Annotated in this window: 15 protein-coding genes; 7 read left to right on the forward strand and 8 right to left on the reverse strand. The window is 72.3% G+C overall.

Features of this window, described 5'->3' with window-relative positions; all coding sequences use genetic code 11:
* Positions 1–9 precede the first annotated feature (9 nt).
* Entirely contained in the window at positions 10–1593 is a 1584-nt protein-coding gene (locus tag ACTMTU_RS22055; protein WP_441265235.1) for a hypothetical protein, read from the forward strand.
* A gap of 72 nt (positions 1594–1665) precedes the next feature.
* Here ACTMTU_RS22055 and ACTMTU_RS22060 read toward each other — a convergent pair whose 3' ends face one another.
* A complete protein-coding gene (locus ACTMTU_RS22060; protein WP_441265236.1) occupies positions 1666–3165 on the reverse strand; it encodes an SCO1417 family MocR-like transcription factor in 1500 nt (499 codons plus the stop codon).
* Between the two features lie 30 nt (positions 3166–3195).
* On the opposite strand from ACTMTU_RS22060, the gene yczE reads away from it, so the two are divergent.
* The 4 genes from yczE (at position 3196) to ACTMTU_RS22080 (ending at position 6737) form a co-directional block, all read left to right on the forward strand.
* The gene (gene yczE / locus ACTMTU_RS22065; RefSeq protein WP_441265412.1) at positions 3196–3915 is read left to right on the forward strand and encodes a membrane protein YczE; all 720 of its coding nucleotides are present in this window, start codon (positions 3196–3198) and stop codon (positions 3913–3915) included.
* Positions 3912–4676: a glycerophosphodiester phosphodiesterase family protein gene (locus tag ACTMTU_RS22070; protein WP_441265237.1), complete on the forward strand. Its 765-nt coding sequence runs from the start codon at positions 3912–3914 to the stop codon at positions 4674–4676. Before yczE ends, ACTMTU_RS22070 begins: the two co-directional genes overlap by 4 nt.
* A 61-nt stretch (positions 4677–4737) precedes the next feature.
* Positions 4738–6096 carry an MFS transporter gene (locus tag ACTMTU_RS22075; RefSeq protein WP_441265238.1) on the forward strand — a complete coding sequence of 453 codons (1359 nt, stop codon included), beginning with the start codon at positions 4738–4740 and terminating at the stop codon, positions 6094–6096.
* A 266-nt stretch (positions 6097–6362) separates the two neighbouring features.
* Positions 6363–6737 carry an RNA polymerase-binding protein RbpA gene (locus ACTMTU_RS22080; protein WP_003959706.1) on the forward strand — a complete coding sequence of 125 codons (375 nt, stop codon included), beginning with the start codon at positions 6363–6365 and terminating at the stop codon, positions 6735–6737.
* A gap of 154 nt (positions 6738–6891) precedes the next feature.
* Here the strand turns inward: ACTMTU_RS22080 and fxsA are convergent, their stop codons facing one another.
* From fxsA to ACTMTU_RS22100, 4 genes are all read right to left on the reverse strand, one after another.
* Positions 6892–7464: an FxsA family membrane protein gene (gene fxsA / locus ACTMTU_RS22085; RefSeq protein WP_441265239.1), complete on the reverse strand. Its 573-nt coding sequence runs from the start codon at positions 7462–7464 to the stop codon at positions 6892–6894.
* 46 nt (positions 7465–7510) lie between these two features.
* Positions 7511–8326, reverse strand: a complete 816-nt coding sequence (locus ACTMTU_RS22090; protein ID WP_441265240.1) for a polyprenol monophosphomannose synthase — start codon at positions 8324–8326, stop codon at positions 7511–7513.
* A 543-nt stretch (positions 8327–8869) separates the two neighbouring features.
* Positions 8870–10516 (reverse strand): amidohydrolase, encoded by a 1647-nt coding sequence (locus tag ACTMTU_RS22095; protein WP_441265241.1) that lies wholly within the window; start codon positions 10514–10516, stop codon positions 8870–8872.
* 78 nt (positions 10517–10594) lie between these two features.
* Positions 10595–11035, reverse strand: a complete 441-nt coding sequence (locus ACTMTU_RS22100; protein ID WP_441265242.1) for an Lrp/AsnC family transcriptional regulator — start codon at positions 11033–11035, stop codon at positions 10595–10597.
* A 205-nt stretch (positions 11036–11240) separates the two neighbouring features.
* Here ACTMTU_RS22100 and ACTMTU_RS22105 point away from each other — a divergent pair, with 205 nt between their 5' ends.
* The gene (locus ACTMTU_RS22105; RefSeq protein WP_441265243.1) at positions 11241–11657 is read left to right on the forward strand and encodes a hypothetical protein; all 417 of its coding nucleotides are present in this window, start codon (positions 11241–11243) and stop codon (positions 11655–11657) included.
* 556 nt (positions 11658–12213) lie between these two features.
* On the opposite strand, the gene ACTMTU_RS22110 is transcribed toward ACTMTU_RS22105, so the two are convergent.
* The 3 genes from ACTMTU_RS22110 to ACTMTU_RS22120 form a co-directional block, all read right to left on the reverse strand.
* On the reverse strand, positions 12214–13386 hold the full coding sequence (locus ACTMTU_RS22110; RefSeq protein WP_441265413.1) for an acyl-CoA dehydrogenase family protein: 1173 nt from the start codon (positions 13384–13386) through the stop codon (positions 12214–12216).
* A gap of 241 nt (positions 13387–13627) precedes the next feature.
* A complete protein-coding gene (locus ACTMTU_RS22115) occupies positions 13628–13777 on the reverse strand; it encodes an SCO1431 family membrane protein (RefSeq protein ID WP_159693922.1) in 150 nt (49 codons plus the stop codon).
* Between the two features lie 149 nt (positions 13778–13926).
* Positions 13927–15303, reverse strand: coding sequence for a peptidase C39 family protein (locus ACTMTU_RS22120; protein WP_441265244.1), 1377 nt, complete (start codon positions 15301–15303; stop codon positions 13927–13929).
* A gap of 199 nt (positions 15304–15502) precedes the next feature.
* On the opposite strand from ACTMTU_RS22120, the gene ACTMTU_RS22125 reads away from it, so the two are divergent.
* On the forward strand, positions 15503–16135 hold the full coding sequence (locus tag ACTMTU_RS22125; protein ID WP_441265245.1) for a uridine kinase family protein: 633 nt from the start codon (positions 15503–15505) through the stop codon (positions 16133–16135).
* The last annotated feature ends 39 nt before the right edge of the window (positions 16136–16174 follow it).

The following is a 16174-nucleotide window of genomic DNA, read 5'->3' on the forward strand; positions in this document are numbered from 1 at the left end:
GGAGACGATGTGGCCCGGCGTCCACTCCCCCGCATTCTGAGCAGCGGCAGCGCGCAGATCACCCGCAGCCGAGAGATCGCGCGCACGGCCGCCGACAGCGCCACGGACGTCCTCCATCCGCTGATCACGGTCTCCCGCGGTCTGCGGAAGCTCGCCGTGAAGGGCCGGCAGAAGTGGGCCGGCACCCCCAAGGAGCGGCGTGGTCCGACCCTGTTCCTTGTCGCCGCCTGCGTCCTGGTGGTCGCGCTCATCCCTTACGGGCCCCTGGTCGCCCTGATCTCGGTGATGGGCGCGGCCGCCTGGCAGGGCCGTGTCAGGACCCCGGCCAGGACCGGACCCGACGAGGCGGAGACCGCCCGGCTGCGGGCGCTGTACGAGGCACTCGTCCCGTACTTCTCCGTCCCCGAGGACCCGGCTCCGCTGTTCGCCCACGGCGGGGAGTGGGGCAAGGCCTTCAGTGAGTACGAGTTCGACGGCAACGGCCGCCTCACCCGGCTGCGCGTCACCTACCCCGCGTACTTCACCGACGGCGAGGATGCTGCCCGGGCCCGGATCGAGCAGTTGCTGCACGCGAAGTCCGGGCGCGGGCGCGAATACCTCTTCACCTGGGACGAGGAGGGCAACGAGCTCGTGATGAGCGTGCTGCCCGCCCTGTCCACCGGCATCGCCGCCCAGCGCTTCGTCACCGTCCCCGGCGAGACCGTCCTCGGCTTCACCGACGCCGACGCGGTCCAACGCACGGTGCCGGTCACGACGGGCGACGGGACCGTCCAGGCGCCTCCGGTCGTCTGGCGCACCGGCCCCCGCTCCACAGAGCCCCACCTGCTGGCCGTCGGCGAACCGGGCAGCGGCACCACGACCCTTCTCCGCTCCATCGCCCTGCAGGCGTTGCAGCACGGGGACGTACTGATCGTGGAGGGCAGTGGAACCGGCGAATACGCCTGTCTCACCGGCCGTGCGGGGGTCCTGGCCGTCGAATGCGGTCTCGCCGGCGCGCTGTCGAGCCTGGAGTGGGCCGCACACGAGACGGAGCGGCGGCTCATCGCCGCCAACCGGGCCCGGCAGGCCGGGCAGCCGGCCCCCGAGGACACCAGGCGGCCGCTGTGGATCCTGGTGGACCGGCCCGGCGTCTTCGGACACCTGGCCGCGGCCGACGGGCACATGGACCCCCAGGAGCTGCTGTCCGTGCCGCTGCGCCACGGGCGGGCCGCGCAGGTGACGGTGGTCGTGGCCGAGCAGTTCGACAGCGTCGGCGCGCTGACCGAGGCGGTACGCACGCACACCCGTGCCCGGGTGGTGCTGGGCGCGGCCGGTGCGGACGACATCAGGTCCGTGCTCGGGGAGACCCCGCGCTCCACGCCCGTCCCCGACGTCCCGGCCGGCCGGGGCTACGCACGGCTGGGCAACGGCCCGGTCCTGCGGCTCCAGGTCCCGGCGACGCCCGACCCGTTCGACGACGCGACGACGGAGGCCCAGCGGCAGGCGGTCCTGGCCCTCCTGCCCGCCGGCCCGGGCACTCCGGAAACTCCCCCGGCGCCGCCGGTGATCCCGGCGAAGCCGCTCTGCCCGCCCACGGTCCCGGCGGAACCCTAGGTCCTGGGCGGGCGGATCTTCGGGCCGGGCGATCGCCCGGCCCGACGGCGTTGTGGAATGGCACCGGGGCGGCTACGCCACGAACGTGCGGGGGGCCTCCGTGCCCGTCGTCGCTCCCTTGGAGACGAGGCGCGCCGCCGCGGCGAGGCGGGCCGCCGCCTCCTCCGCCACCGGGCCGCCCACGGTGAAAGGCAGTCGCACGTAGCCCTCGAAGGCGCCGTCGACCCCGAAGCGCGGCCCCGACGGCACCCGGACGCCGACGCGTTCGCCGACCTCGGCGAGGCGGGAGCCGGAGAGGCCGCCGGTGCGGACCCAGAGGGTGAGGCCGCCGCGGGGGACGTCGAACTCCCAGGCCGGCAGTTCCTTGCGCACCGCGGCGACGAGCGCGTCCCGGTTGTCACGGGCCTGCTCTCGGCGGATGGACACGGCGTCGGTCCAACCACCGGTGCGCATCAGCCAGTTGATGGCGAGCTGCTCCAGGACCGGCGTGCCGAGGTCGGCGTACGCGCGGGCGGCGACGAGGGAGCGGATCACGTCGGGAGCGGCGCGGACCCAGCCGATCCGCATGCCGGCCCAGAAGGCCTTGCTGGCGGAGCCGACGGTGAGGACCGTGGAGCCCGCGGGATCGAACGAGCAGACGGGCGGGGGCATCTCGATGTCCCGGTCGAGGTGCAGTTCCGACATGGTCTCGTCGACGACGAGCACCGTCCCGGCCGAGCGGGCGGCCTCGACCAGGGCCCGGCGCTGGTGCTCGTCGGCGAGCGCGCCGGTGGGGTTGTGGAAGTCGGCGACGACGTACGCGAGCCGGGGCGCGGCGTCGCGCAGCACCTGGCGCCAGCGGTTCAGGTCCCAGCCGGTGAGTCCTTCGGCCATGGCGACGGGCACGAGCCGCGCGCCGGCCTCGCGCATCAGCTGGAGGATGTTGGCGTAGGAGGGCGATTCGACGGCGATGCGTTCGCCCCGGCCGGCGAACAGGTGGCAGATCGCGTCGATGGCGCCCATGGCGCCGGTGGTGACCATGATCTGTTCCGGCATGGTCGGGATGCCGCGTTCCGTGTAGCGGTCGGCGAGCATCCGGCGCAGGGCGGGCAGACCGGCCGGGTAGTCGCCGTGGGTGTGGGCGTAGGGCGGCAGCTCCTCGAGGGCGCCCTGGACGGACCGGGTCAGCCACGGCTCCGGCGCGGGCAGGGCGGCACAGCCCAGGTCGATCATGGAGCCGAGCGACTCCGGCGGCAGGGGCTCGAGGCCGCGGGCGGGCAGCGGGTTCCCGGCGGGTACGGCGGTCCAGCTGCCGGCGCCCCTGCGGGACTCGAGGAAGCCCTCGCCGCGCAGTGCCTCGTACGCGGCGGCGACGGTGGTGCGGCTGACCGAGAGGGACAGCGCCAGTTCGCGTTCCGCGGGCAGCCGTGCCGCGACCGGCACGCGGCCCTCGAGGACGAGCAGGCGGATGCCGTCGGCGAGCGCGCGGTACGCCGGCGGCTTGCGGGCGCCGGGTCCCGCGGGGCGCGCCTGCTGGGACGTGAGCTGTCGGGCGAGCTGGGCCGCGCCCACGGCAGAAGTCCACTGCGTCATGGAAGTCGGTCCACCTTCCTCGAATTGGCCATGGTTGCCGGTCGTTCCATAGCCACAGAGTGTCATGCGTCAGTCCACGAACACCAGACAGGGGGCGCCATCGTGTCCGCGCATCTCATCCGCCGACTGCTTCAGCTGTACGTCGGCCTCGCGCTGTACGGAGCGAGTTCCGCCTTGCTGGTGCGCGCCGGGCTCGGTCTCGAGCCGTGGGGGGTGCTGCATCAGGGGCTGGCCGAGCTGACCGGGCTGACGATCGGCGTGGTGTCGATCATCGTGGGCGCCGTGGTGCTGCTGCTGTGGATACCGATCCGCCAGCGGCCCGGCCTCGGGACCGTGTCCAATGTGTTCGTCATCGGCGTCGCCATGGACGCCACCCTGTCCCTCGTACCGCAGGTGACGACGCTCGTCGGGCAGATTCCGCTGATGGTCGCGGGCATCGTGCTCAACGGCGCGGCGACGGGCCTCTACATCGCGGCCCGTTTCGGACCGGGCCCGCGGGACGGCCTGATGACCGGGCTGCACCGGCTGACCGGACGCTCGATCCGGCTGGTGCGCACCGCGATCGAGGTCGCCGTCGTCGCGACCGGGTTCGCGCTCGGCGGTTCCGTCGGCATCGGGACGGTGGCGTACGCGCTGGCGATCGGGCCGCTGGCGCAGCTGTTCCTGCGCCTGTTCGCCGTCCGGGAGAGGGACGGACGCAGCACCGTGGTCGCCACCGGGTCACCCTCGCAGGCCATACTGCCGCGGTGACCCGCATACGCCACCCCTATCTGGACCACCCCGCGACCCTCGCCTTCGCCCACCGCGGCGGGGCGGCCGACGGCATCGAGAACACCGCGGAGGCCTTCCGCCGGGCCGCCGCGGCCGGATACCGCTACTTCGAGACCGATGTGCACACGACGTCGGACGGACGTCTCGTCGCCTTCCACGACACCACCCTGGACCGGGTGACCGACGCCAGAGGGCGGATCGCCGCCCTGCCGTGGAGCGAGGTACGCAGGGCGAGGGTGGCCGGCCGCGAGCCGCTGGCGCTGTTCGAGGAGCTGCTGGAGGAGTTCCCCGAGGCCCGGTGGAACGTGGACCTGAAGGCGGAGTCCGCGCTGGCGCCGCTGATGGAGCTGATCCGGCGGACCGCGGCCTGGGACCGGGTGTGCGTCGGCTCGTTCTCGGAGGCCCGGGTGGCCCGGGCGATGCGGCTCGCGGGTCCGCGCCTGGCGACCTCGTACGGGGTGCGGGGCGTGCTCGGCCTGCGGCTCGGCTCGTACGGGATACCGGCGGCGGTGCGCAGCGGTGCGGTGTGCGCACAGGTGCCGGAGACGCAGGGCGGGATCCGCGTGGTGGACCGGCGTTTCGTACGCGCGGCCCACCGGCGGGGCCTGCAGGTCCACGTGTGGACGGTGAACGACGCCGACCGGATGGCCCGGCTCCTGGACCTTGGCGTGGATGGCATCATGACCGATCATCTTGAGACGTTGCGCACGGTGCTGACCGACCGGGGAGTGTGGGTCTGATCGCGCCCGCGCGGCCGCGGGGGCACCGGCGTCTGCGACGGCATGAGCGAGGGGGCGCCGAGTGAGTGCGGACACGGCGGACAGCACCGAGGGCACCGGCGAGGACGACGGTGCCCGCAGACGCGAGCAACGAGGCTGGTACTTCTACGACTTCGCGTGCTCCGTCTATTCGACGAGCGTGCTCACGGTCTTCCTCGGGCCCTATCTGACGTCGGTGGCGAAGGCCGCGGCCGACGCCGAGGGCTTCGTCCATCCCCTGGGCATCCCGGTGCGGGCGGGTTCCGTCTTCCCGTACGCGGTGTCGGTCTCGGTGGTTCTCGCGGTGCTGATCATGCCGTTCGCCGGGGCGGCCGCGGACCGTACGGGCCGCAAGAAGCCGCTGCTCGCCGTCGCCGCGTACGTCGGGGCGGCGGCGACGACCGGAATGTTCTTCCTGGACGGCGACCGCTATCTGCTGGGCGCTCTCCTGCTGATCGTGGCGAACGCCGCGCTGGCCGTGTCGATGGTCCTCTACAACGCGTATCTGCCGCAGATCGCCGGGCCGGAGGAGCGGGACGCGGTGTCGTCGCGCGGCTGGGCCTTCGGCTACACGTCCGGCGCCCTCGTGCTGGTGCTGAACCTGATCGTCTACTCGGGCCACGAGTCGTTCGGCCTCTCCGAGGGCGACGCGGTCCGCATCTGCCTGGCCTCGGCCGGTCTCTGGTGGGGCGCCTTCACGCTGATCCCGCTGCGCCGGCTGCGCGACCGCAGGATCGCACCGTCCGGCGAGGGCGCGGTCGGATCGGGGTGGCGGCAGCTCGTCGCGACGCTCCGCGACATGCGCCGGCACCCCCTCACCCTCTCGTTCCTGCTCGCGTACCTCGTCTACAACGACGGCGTACAGACGGTCATCTCCCAGGCCTCCGTATACGGCTCGGAGGAATTGGGCCTGGACCAGACCACCCTGATCACCGCGGTGCTGCTGGTGCAGGTGCTGGCGGTCGCGGGGGCGCTGGGCATGGGCCGGCTGGCCCGTTCGTACGGCGCGAAGCGCACGATCCTCGCCTCGCTCGCGGTGTGGACCCTGATCCTGGCGGCGGCGTACTTCCTGCCCCCGGGCGAGCCGCTGTGGTTCTACTGCCTCGCGGCCGCCATCGGACTGGTCCTGGGCGGGAGCCAGGCGCTGTCGCGGTCGCTGTTCTCGCATCTCGTGCCGCGGGGCAAGGAGGCGGAGTACTTTTCGGCCTACGAGATGAGCGATCGAGGGCTCAGCTGGCTCGGACCGCTCGTATTCGGTCTGGCGTATCAGATGTCGGGCAGCTACCGTGACGCGATCATCTCTTTGGTGATCTTCTTCGGAGTGGGATTCGTGCTGCTCGCGAGGGTTCCCGTGAGGCGTGCGGTGGCCGCTGCGGGGAACCCGGTACCGGAGCGGATTTAGACGCCTGAGTAAAAGGCCGGTAGTGTACGCCTTTGGCTTGCCAGGCGGACCGTTACTGCGTGCTGGAATAGTGAAATCAGTGGGTGACACTTTCTGTCAGATGTGACAAACCGGGCACTGGTGGGTACCCCAACCAATGGCAAAGCAGCGGCACGACGGGCGACGCATGACCCGGAACGGGAATCTTTACCGCCGACCGGACGTTGACCGGATGACGACGACAGCGACACCTGTCCTGTGGGCGACAAGCCCGGGAGGCACGATTCATGAGTGAGCGAGCTCTCCGCGGCACGCGACTTGTGGTTACCAGCTACGAGACGGACCGCGGCATCGACCTGGCCCCGCGCCAGGCGGTGGAGTACGCATGCCAGAACGGACATCGTTTTGAGATGCCGTTCTCGGTCGAGGCGGAGATTCCGCCGGAGTGGGAGTGCAAGGCGTGTGGCGCCCAGGCACTCCTGGTCGACGGGGACGGCCCCGAAGAGAAGAAGGGCAAGCCGGCGCGCACGCACTGGGACATGCTGATGGAGCGGCGCACCCGCGAGGAGCTGGAAGAGGTGCTGGCCGAACGGCTGGCGGTCCTTCGTTCCGGCGCCATGAACATCGCGGTGCACCCGCGCGACAGCCGCAAGTCCGCGTAGCGCGTTCAGGCGCGCGAAGCGAGCAGCACGAGAGCCGCGGCCGGCCCACACACCGTGTGGGCCGGCCGCGGCTCTCGTCATGTCCGCATCCGGGGAGCCGGTCGCGGCCCCGTACGGCGCCGGCCGTCATGGAAGGAGCCGCACCCGGCGGGGATCAGGGGGTCAGCGGCGGCCGCCGGCCGGGCTCCTCGTCGCGGGGCCGCGCGCCGTCCTCGCGGATCACCTCGCCCTGGACGACCTTGCCGTCCGGGCGGTGCATGCGGGCCTGCTGGAAAGCGTCGCCGAGGCCGCCGGCCCTCGCGGCGTTCATCCGCCGCTCCAGCGAGCGTTCGGCGGCGCGGCCGAGCCGGGCCCGGACCGGCGGCACCAGAAGCAGCAGCCCGGCAACGTCGGAGACGAGACCCGGCAGCATCAGCAGCAGACCGCCGAGCATCAGCAGCCCGTTGCCCTCGGCCCGCACGGACGGCGCGGCCTCCTGGCTGCCCGTCTGCTGCTGAAGCGTCGCGGTGAGGTTGGCGAAGGCCCGCCGCCCCGCCCTCTTGACCACCACGGCACCGAGCACCGCGGCGCCGACGAGCAGCCCGAGGACGGCGAAGCCGCCCGCCGTGTCCGCCACGACGGTCAGCAGCCAGATCTCCAGGACCAGCCAGGCGGCGATCGCCAGGGGGACGAAAGTGCGGGCGCGGGAGCGCCTCGGGGCGGTCGGGGGCGGTGCGCCGGTCGTCATGCTCCCAGTGTGCCTGGGCGCCTGCCGGAGCGGCGTAAGGGGGTTGTCAGGAAGATCGCGGACGCCGCGGCGGTGACGCCTTGCGGCCGAGGAGGCGGCCGGCCCGCTCCTCCACTCCCCACGCGGTGACGCGCCAGAGGGCCTCGACGACGATGTCCCTGTTCATCTTCGAGTCGCCGAGCTCACGCTCGATGAAGGTGATCGGGACCTCGACGACATGGAATCCGGCGGCCACGGCCCGCCGGGCCAGGTCGACCTGGAAGCAGTAGCCCTGGGACGCGACGTCGGCGAGCCCGAGGCCTTCCAGGGTCTCGGCGCGGAAGGCCCGGAAGCCGCCCGTGACGTCGCGCAGCGGCACACCGAGCAGCAGACGCGAGTAGGTGCTGCCGCCGCGGGAGAGGATCTCGCGGTGCTTGGGCCAGTTGACGACACGCCCGCCGGGCACCCAGCGGGACCCGAGGACGAGATCGGCGCCCTTGAGGGCGGTCAGCAGCCTGGGCAGTTCCTCGGGCTGGTGGGAGCCGTCGGCGTCCATCTCGACCAGGACGCCGTATTCGTGCTCGATGCCCCAGCGGAAGCCGGCCAGGTAGGCCGCGCCGAGCCCTTCCTTGCCCTTGCGGTGCAGAACGTGCACCTGCTCGTCCTGCACGGCGAGCTCGTCGGCGAACTTGCCCGTGCCGTCGGGGCTGTTGTCGTCGGCGACGAGCACGTCCGCGTCGGGCACGGCGGCGCGCACCCGGGAGACGATCGACCGGATGTTCTCGGCTTCGTTGTAGGTGGGAATGATCACCAACACCCGGCCGAGCGGGCCGTACCGCCTCCCCTGGGGTCCACCATGGGGAACCGCACCACCGTCGTTCACTGCTGCCCCTTAAAGTCCGTCGCAGAGCCCAACCATAGCGAGCCCCGGCATGGCGTTTCCGGCGACACGGATCTACGGAGCTGCGGCGGAACGACGAGGACACCGCATGGGGACGGAACGACGGCCGGCCCGGCAGGACGCAGCGGATCGGGCCCGGCGTCCTTCGGGCCGACCTGGGGCCCGCTGGCTGCGGGTCGACCGAGAGCCGTTGTCTACTGAACGCCGGGCCCCACCCGGGTCGCACCTGCCGACCGGCGGAAACCTTCCCTCTGCCCCCGAGGCGCGGGCGCTGAACCTGGCTCCCAGTGGTGGTGCGCCGGTGCGGCACACCACCCCATGACCCAGCGGCGTTCGACGACTTGCGTGGAGGTTGCCGGTCGGAGTTCTTCGGTGGACTGTCCCGAACCTACCGGCCGGTGGGCGCTCGCTGTCAACAGTCGCCTGATCAGCGAGAATTACGGGAACCACCAGGTCAGGGGCGAAGATCCGCAGGTCGAGGCGGAACGGTGGGAATGCGGCCCGACGGCGCGAAATGTCCTTACGTCACCCGTTCGGTCCCTCGAAGACGGTTTGCCCTCCCACCACTGTCCGGACGCATACGGGCAGTTCGGCACCGGGTCCGAGGTCGGGCAGACCGGGCGTACCGGAGCGCGGGTCGGTGGACCAGCGGGCCACCCGGTCGTCGGGCGCCTGGACGATCAGCGCCCCGGTGCGCCAGACCGCGTAGTCGGCGGGGGCGCCCGGCACGAGGACGCCGGCGTCGTCCTGGCCGACGGCACGCCAGCCGCCACGGGTATGGGCCGTGAAGGCGGCCCGTACGGAGATGCGGTGCTCGGGCGTCCGGTGGAAGGCGGCGGCCCGTACCGTGCCCCACGGGTCGAGCGGGGTCACCGGGCTGTCGGAGCCGAAGGCGAGGGGCACCCCGGCGCGCAGCAGCGCCGCGTACGGGTTGAGGGTGCGGGCCCGCTCGGCGCCCAGACGCTGGGCGTACATGCCGCCCTCGCCGCCCCAGGCCGCGTCGAAGGCGGGCTGGACGGATGCGGTGAGGCCGAACTCGGCGAAGGCGGCGATGGTTTCAGGGGTCAGCATCTCGGCGTGCTCGATCCGGTGCCTCGCGGCGCGGATCCGCTCGAGCCCGAGCACGTCGGCCGCCGCCCGGACACCGTCGACGACCGCGCTGAGGGCGGCGTCGCCGATGGCGTGGAACCCGGCCTGCAGCCCCGCCCGGGTGCAGGCGGCCACATGGGCGGCGACGGCCGCGGCGTCGAGATGGGCGCTTCCGGTGGTGGCGGGAGCGTCGGCGTACGGGGCGTGCAGGCAGGCGGTGTGCGAGCCGAGGGAGCCGTCGACGAACAGGTCCCCTGCCGCGCCGGAGGCGCCGAGCTCGCGGATGCGCCGGGCGTCCTTCTCGTCGGCGACCTGTTCGGCCCAGTAGCCCACGACCCGTGGGCCGGGTTCCGAACGGGAGAGCGCGAGCAGGGAGGTGAAGTCGGCCTCGTCGGAGATCTCGGGGCCCGCGCACTCGTGGATGCTGCCGATGCCGAGGGACGCGGCGCGGGAGAGCGCTGCCCGCTGCGCGGCCCGCCGTTGGGCGGGCGTGACGGCCGCATGGGCGGCGGCGCGGACGGCGTGGTGGGCCGCCGCGGTCAGCGGGGCGTCGGGGTGGAAGCCGGCCAGACCGGTGACGCCGGGAACGAGATCCAGCAGCGCGGTGGTGACGACCGCCGAATGGACGTCGACCCGCGGCAGGTACAACGGCCGTCCGCCGGCCGCCTCGTCGAGTTCCGCGCGGCTCGGGGGCCGCTGCTCGGGCCAGCGTGTCGCGTCCCAGCCGTGCCCGAGGAGGACCTGGCCGGCGGCGGGGTGGGCGGCACCGTATTCGCGTACGAGGCGGAGGGCCTCGGAGAGGGAGGTCGCACCCGACAGGTCGAGGCCGGTGAGGGCGAGGCCGGTCGAGGTGGTGTGGACGTGGGCGTCGGTGAACGCGGGGGTGACCAGGGCCCCTTCGAGGTCGATCACTTCGTCGACGCCGGTGGCGAAGGCGTCGGCGGCGCCTTCCGAGCCCACCCAGGCGACGTGTCCCTTCTCGACGACCATCGCGGTGGCGAAGGGGTCGGCGGGGCTGTGGACTTCTCCACCGCGCAGCAGCACGGTGCGGTGTTCGCTCTGGGGGGCGGTGCTCTCGGTCATGGGGCAAGCCTAGAGAGCCGGTGGGCGCGCCCCGTGCCGGGCCGGTGGTCCGTGGCCGCGGCCCGTGGACCACTGTGGTCAGATCCGCGGCGGGCGGGCCTCGTACGGGGTGGAGAGGACGACCGTGGTACGGGTGGAGACGCCGGAGAGCGAGCGGATCCGGGTGAGCAGGTGCTCCAGCTCGAGGGGGGTCGCGACGCGCACCTTGAGGATGTAGTTCTCCTCGCCGGCGACGCTGTGGCAGGCCTCGATCTCCGGCACACCGGCGAGCCGGTCCGCGATGTCGTCGGGAGCGCTGGGGTCGAACGGCTTCACCGAGATGAACGCGGTGAGCGGCAGGCCGACGGCCTCCGGGTCGACGACCGCCGCGTAGCCGCGGATGACGCCCCGCTGCTCGAGACGGCGGACGCGCTGGTGCACCGCCGATGTGGACAGGCCGGTGGCCTTGCCCAGGTCGGTGTAGCTCATCCGCCCGTCCTTGACGAGCAGGTCCACGATCTGACGATCCAGCTCCTCCATGCGGATCAACCTATGGCCCTGGATCGCTTCCGGCACAGTCCCGAAGCGTCCGGACGGGCGCCAGAGGCCTCCATGTGACCAACGCCACAGGTTTGCCCGGCCGATGCGCCGTGACCCCACGGTTACCCGACCTGCACGGTGGGCATTGCTTGCTGTGGTCGAGGCCGCACATGCCTGGTCGGCCCATCCAAGGGGGAGATTCTCCATGCAGAGTGTCAAGACTGTGTCTTCCAAGTCCGGACGTACCGAACCGGAGCCTGTTGATCCGGCCGAGCCGGCGGAGACGGACGTCCTGGACGCGTACGACACCTTCGAGATGTACCGGGTGATCTGCCCGGACTGCGCTCAGCCGATCGCGCTGCTGGCGGACGAGGACGTCCTGCCCGAGCACGCGCTGTGCCCCACCCCGTGGAACCCGTTCGGTCTGACGGTCTGCTCGGGCACCGGCCGGGACGCCTCCCTCGCCCGTCCCGCCGACGAGTCGCTGGAGGTCCAGGAGCAGGACACCGCGCTCCTGCTGACGCTGCCGCAGGGCCTGGACTGGCGCACCCAGCCGTTCTCGCACGTCGGCGGCCCGGGCTCGCGGCCGCTGAAGGTGCCGCCGATGCGGCGGGCCGCCTGAAGGACGTGCCCCGGGGAGCCCGACGCGCTCCCCGGACCGCGAGTGCGACCCGCAGACGTGCCAAGGGGGCGCCGCACGCGCTCCCGGCGTCGGTGGACACGACCGCAGACGTGTACCGAGGCCGCACGCGCTCCCGCCGACGAACACGACCGCAGACGTGTGCCGGGGCGCCGCACGCGCTCCCGGCGCGCCGACGATCACGACCGAAGACGTGTCCCCGGGCGTCGGGTGCTTCCGGTGCCGCGGGAACGTGACCGCGCAGCGCCTCGCGCCGCGGTCGGCGACCGTGTAGCCCCTGCACTGGCGCTCGAATAGTCCCGCCGGTAACCGCTTCCGCGCGTGGCGCGTTGGCCGGGCATGAGCCTGCATCCCCCGACCACGCAAGGCCGTCGGCGCCTCGTCGTGCCCGTTCGTGAAGAATCGGTTCCGCACCCGGCCGATCCGCCCATCTACCGTGAGCTTCTCCAACTGTGGGCTAGCCGGGGCAGAACGCTGCCGGGGCGCCGCGACCCCGAGTGGGCGAGACTCGCGGCGCCGCCGGTGCAGAGCGCGCGGGTCAGCGCGTCTCAGGGCCGGCCAGATGGCGGGCGATGACCATCCGCTGGATCTGGTTGGTCCCCTCGACGATCTGCAGCACCTTGGCCTCGCGCATGAAGCGCTCCACCGGGAAGTCCTGCGTGTAGCCGTAGCCGCCGAGGACCTGGACGGCGTCGGTGGTGACGCTCATCGCCGCGTCCGTGCAGAACAGCTTCGCCATGGCGGCCTGCCGGGAGAAAGGCTGTCCCGCGTCCCTGAGCCGGGCAGCGGCGAGGTAGAGCGCGCGCCCCGCCTCGATCCGGGTGGCCATGTCCGCGAGCATGAAGCGCAGGCCCTGGAAGTCGGCGATGGGACGTCCGAACTGCTTGCGTCCGGTGGCGTAGTCGAGCGCCTCGTCCAGCGCGGCCTGCGCGACGCCGATGGCACAGGCGGCGATGCCGAGCCGGCCCGAGTCGAGGGCGGACAGCGCGATGGCGAAGCCCTGGCCCTCCTCACCGATACGGCGCGAGTCGGGGATCCGGACGCCGTCGAAGTGGAGCTGGGCGGTGGGTGATCCCTTCATGCCCATCTTCTTCTCCGGCACCGCGGGGTTCAGCCCCGGCGCGTCGCCCGGCACCAGGAACGCGGTGATGCCCCGCGGGCCTTCCACCCCGGTGCGGGCGAGGACCGTGTAGAAGTCGGCGACGCCGCCGTGGGTGATCCAGGCCTTCGTCCCGGTGATGACCCAGTCGTCACCGTCCCGGACGGCCTTGGTCCGCAGCGACGCGGCATCGGAACCGGATGCGGGCTCGGAGAGGCAGTAGGCGCCGAGCAGACCGCCGCCGAGCATCGCGGGCAGGTGCTCGCCCTGCTGCTCCTTGGTGCCGTATCCCGCCAGCGCGTGACAGGACAGGGAATGGACGCTCACGCCGAGGCCGACGGTGAGGCGGGCCGCCGCGAGCTCCTCGAGGACCTGGAGATAGACCTCGTACGGCTGGTCCCCGCCGCCGAACTCGGAGTCGTAGGGAAGGCCGAGCAGTCCTGATTCGGACAGCAGCGAGAAGACCTCGCGCGGGAAGTGCCCGGCGTCCTCCTCCTCGGCCGCGCGGGGGGCGATCTCCCGCTGGACGATGTCGCGGACCAGGGTGATCAGATCCCTGGCCTCTTCGGTGGGCAGCTGACGGTCCACCGGCTGCGGGGCGCGGTCGGGCATGGCGGCGCTCTCCTCCCTGTCGGGCGCTGCGGCGGTCACGCGCAAAGGGTGTGGGCGCGCCGCCGGTTGTTCTGCCAGGCCGATGGTGCCCTTCCGGATCACGAAAGAGGCTGCATGGCGGCTTGTGGCGCGCCTGAGTATGCCCGATCGGAACGCGGGCGTCACGAGTCTGCCGGGGAGAAAGCCGCAGCCCGCGGGGCGCTTCCCGGGAGGTGGGGCGTCGCGGGCGGGAGACCGGGGACTAGAGCAGGCCGACCTGGGTGATGAGCATGGCCAGGACCACGACGAGCGTCCAGCCGAGGACGTGCTCGAGGAAGTCGGGTCCGTCGTCCGGGCCGCCGGTGCGGGTCGTCGGCAGAGTGCGGTCGGCGGTTGCTGCGTTCGAGGTCATGGTGCGTCTCGTTCGGTCGTCCGGCGGGTGGCTCCCCCTGGGGATCTTTCGTCCGGATCGGGCGGAAGATCCTGGCCACACAACAGTGCCAGCGGCAGCGGCCCCCGGGGTAGAGACGTTCGTCACTGCCGCCGGGGGCTCGCGGTGCGTCAGTGGACGCCGACGGCCGCCAGAGCCGCTTGCTGGGCGGCCGTGGGGTGCGCGGGCCAGTACAGGTAACAGACGCCTCCTGTGCCGGAGACCACTTTCCCGCTCGCGTTGTAGCGCTTCGTACGGAGCCAGATCTTCTCCCACTCGGCACGGCGGTAGACACGGCGCACCGCCTCGTTGCTCGGCGACGCCGGGTCGTTGGCGATCACGTCACCGTCGGCGGTGAAGCCGATCACCGTCATGAGGTGCCCCGCGGTGCCGTAGCCGGCCCCCGTCAGCTCCTCCTTCAGGAACGACTGGGACGTTATGGCCGGGATGCCGGCGGCGATCAGCGTCTCCAGATCGGTCAGCGAGTTCAGCCGGGTGACGACGGCGCTCATGTCGCGGTAGGTCGCGGCATAGGCGGCGTTGAAGGGCCAGTTGCCGCAGCCTTCATACTGGTGGTCGAAGGTGAAGCGGGCCGCGTGGCAGACCTGCGGATCGGCGAACGCGGGGTCGACCCACGCCAGATCGTCGGCGGTGGGCCTGCGTCCCCAGTACTCGATGATCATCTGCGACGACGTGGGGCTGCACCATGCCTCGCCGCCGTTGTCGTACTCCGGGTACTGGCCCACATGCGTGTTCTGGGAGTACCTCGGCACGATCAGCTCGCGGGCGAGGCCCGGCTCCGAGGCCGGCACGCCGAAGCGGTCCGGGATGTCGGAGGTCATCGCGCCCAGCCGCCACACGGTGGGCGTGAGGGAGGTCCCCGGCCGGCGGTAGAGCGTGAGCCGAAGCCGGTACGAGTCGAGGCGCAGCCCGCTCGCGGCGTCGTCGACGGAGAAGGTGTCCGTCCAGATGCTCGCCCTGCCGTCGCCCTGGTCGTCCACCGAGGTCCGGCGGATGTCCTGGTCGCCGGCCGCCCAGCGGCCCATCACGAACCAGGGCGTCGCGGCGCCGTCCGAGTACTCGCCGCTCAGCTCCACCTGGAGCCATGTCCCGGCGGGGGTGTCCGCGTTCCAGGAGGCGATGGCTTCCGTGGCGGGCACGCGTGAGCGGTGCACCGGCGAGGTCCAGGTCGCGTACTCCCAGGTGGCGGTCGTGCCGGTGTGCGGGTCGGTGTAGTCGGTGGTGCCGGCGGGCTGGGCGATCACCACGCCCGGGCGGCGGCCGGCGACGGCCTTGGTGCCGGCGCGGTCGCCGCAGCGCCAGTCCGTGTAGGAGGACCAGAAGCGGTTGTCGACGAGCGGCTGCGTGCGCCTGGCAGGTGCCGCGGCGACGGCGGCCGCACCGCTCGCGGCGACTGCCCGGCCGGCCGCGACGGACAGCGTTCCTGCGGTGGCGGCTACCGCGATGGCGGCACCCAGAACGTCTCTGCGCGAAGTAGGTCTGGCCATGGGACCCCCAAGTCAGGAGCACGACAGTGGGGCCACTATCGCGGTTCGCGCCTCGCTTCTGCCAGGGATTCGCCTCGCGTCGCGGAAGCAATATTGGTCTGGTCCACCGGCGGTTCCGCCGTCGGGGTCAGCGGGGTGACCTGGGGCGCCGCACCGTACCGGACTGCCGCGCCGGACGAGCGCCTCTTAGGGTGGCCCCATGAACGACCTCGAACGCCGGGCCGCCGGGCTGCGCGCCTTGCCGCCCTCCTGCGGCCCCGTGCGCCTGGTCGCGGTGGACGGTCACGCGGGCTCGGGCAAGAGCACGTTCGCCGGCCGGCTGGCCGACGCGCTCGGCGCGGACGTGCCCGTACTGCACCTCGACGATCTGGCCACCCACGAGGAGCTGTTCGACTGGACGGGACGGATGCTGAGCCAGGTGATCGAGCCCCTGGCGCACGGCCTGGACGCGGCCTATCACCCGTACGACTGGAACCTCCGGCGCTTCCTCGCGCCGCGCGTGCTGCCCGCGGCGCCCGTGGTCCTGGTGGAGGGCGTCGGGGCGGGGCGGCGGGCGCTGCGGCCGTATCTCGCGGCGCTGCTGTGGATGGACCGGGGCGCCGAGGAGTCCTGGGCACGCGGCAGAGCGCGTGACGGTGCGGCGCTCTCGGGCTTCTGGGACGGATGGACAGCGGCGGAGATGCGCCATTTCTTGTCCGATCCTTCGGCACCGTTCGCCGATGCCCTGATACGCGAGTGCCCGAAGGGTTACGAGTGGCTCCAGGTGCCCGCCGGGAATGCAGGTTCGCACCAATCGATCACTCCCAGTAATGGCCTTCCCCCGGCATTCTGAGGTGTCGGGATTACGTCTCAAGAGTGCCTCAACTCTGCT

This window comes from Streptomyces sp. OZ13 (assembly GCF_052068155.1).
GTDB lineage: Bacteria > Actinomycetota > Actinomycetes > Streptomycetales > Streptomycetaceae > Streptomyces.

Bases quoted from the DNA above. Each gene is read 5' to 3' on its own strand.
- ACTMTU_RS22060 (WP_441265236.1), bottom strand. From the start codon at position 3,165: ATGACGCAGTGGACTTCTGCCGTGGGCGCGGCCCAGCTCGCCCGACAG.
- yczE (WP_441265412.1), top strand. From the start codon at position 3,196: ATGGTTGCCGGTCGTTCCATAGCCACAGAGTGTCATGCGTCAGTCCAC.
- ACTMTU_RS22080 (WP_003959706.1), top strand. From the start codon at position 6,363: ATGAGTGAGCGAGCTCTCCGCGGCACGCGACTTGTGGTTACCAGCTAC.
- fxsA (WP_441265239.1), bottom strand. From the start codon at position 7,464: ATGACGACCGGCGCACCGCCCCCGACCGCCCCGAGGCGCTCCCGCGCC.
- ACTMTU_RS22095 (WP_441265241.1), bottom strand. From the start codon at position 10,516: ATGACCGAGAGCACCGCCCCCCAGAGCGAACACCGCACCGTGCTGCTG.
- ACTMTU_RS22100 (WP_441265242.1), bottom strand. From the start codon at position 11,035: ATGGAGGAGCTGGATCGTCAGATCGTGGACCTGCTCGTCAAGGACGGG.
- ACTMTU_RS22105 (WP_441265243.1), top strand. From the start codon at position 11,241: ATGCAGAGTGTCAAGACTGTGTCTTCCAAGTCCGGACGTACCGAACCG.
- ACTMTU_RS22110 (WP_441265413.1), bottom strand. From the start codon at position 13,386: ATGCCCGACCGCGCCCCGCAGCCGGTGGACCGTCAGCTGCCCACCGAA.
- ACTMTU_RS22115 (WP_159693922.1), bottom strand. From the start codon at position 13,777: ATGACCTCGAACGCAGCAACCGCCGACCGCACTCTGCCGACGACCCGC.
- ACTMTU_RS22120 (WP_441265244.1), bottom strand. From the start codon at position 15,303: ATGGCCAGACCTACTTCGCGCAGAGACGTTCTGGGTGCCGCCATCGCG.
- ACTMTU_RS22125 (WP_441265245.1), top strand. From the start codon at position 15,503: ATGAACGACCTCGAACGCCGGGCCGCCGGGCTGCGCGCCTTGCCGCCC.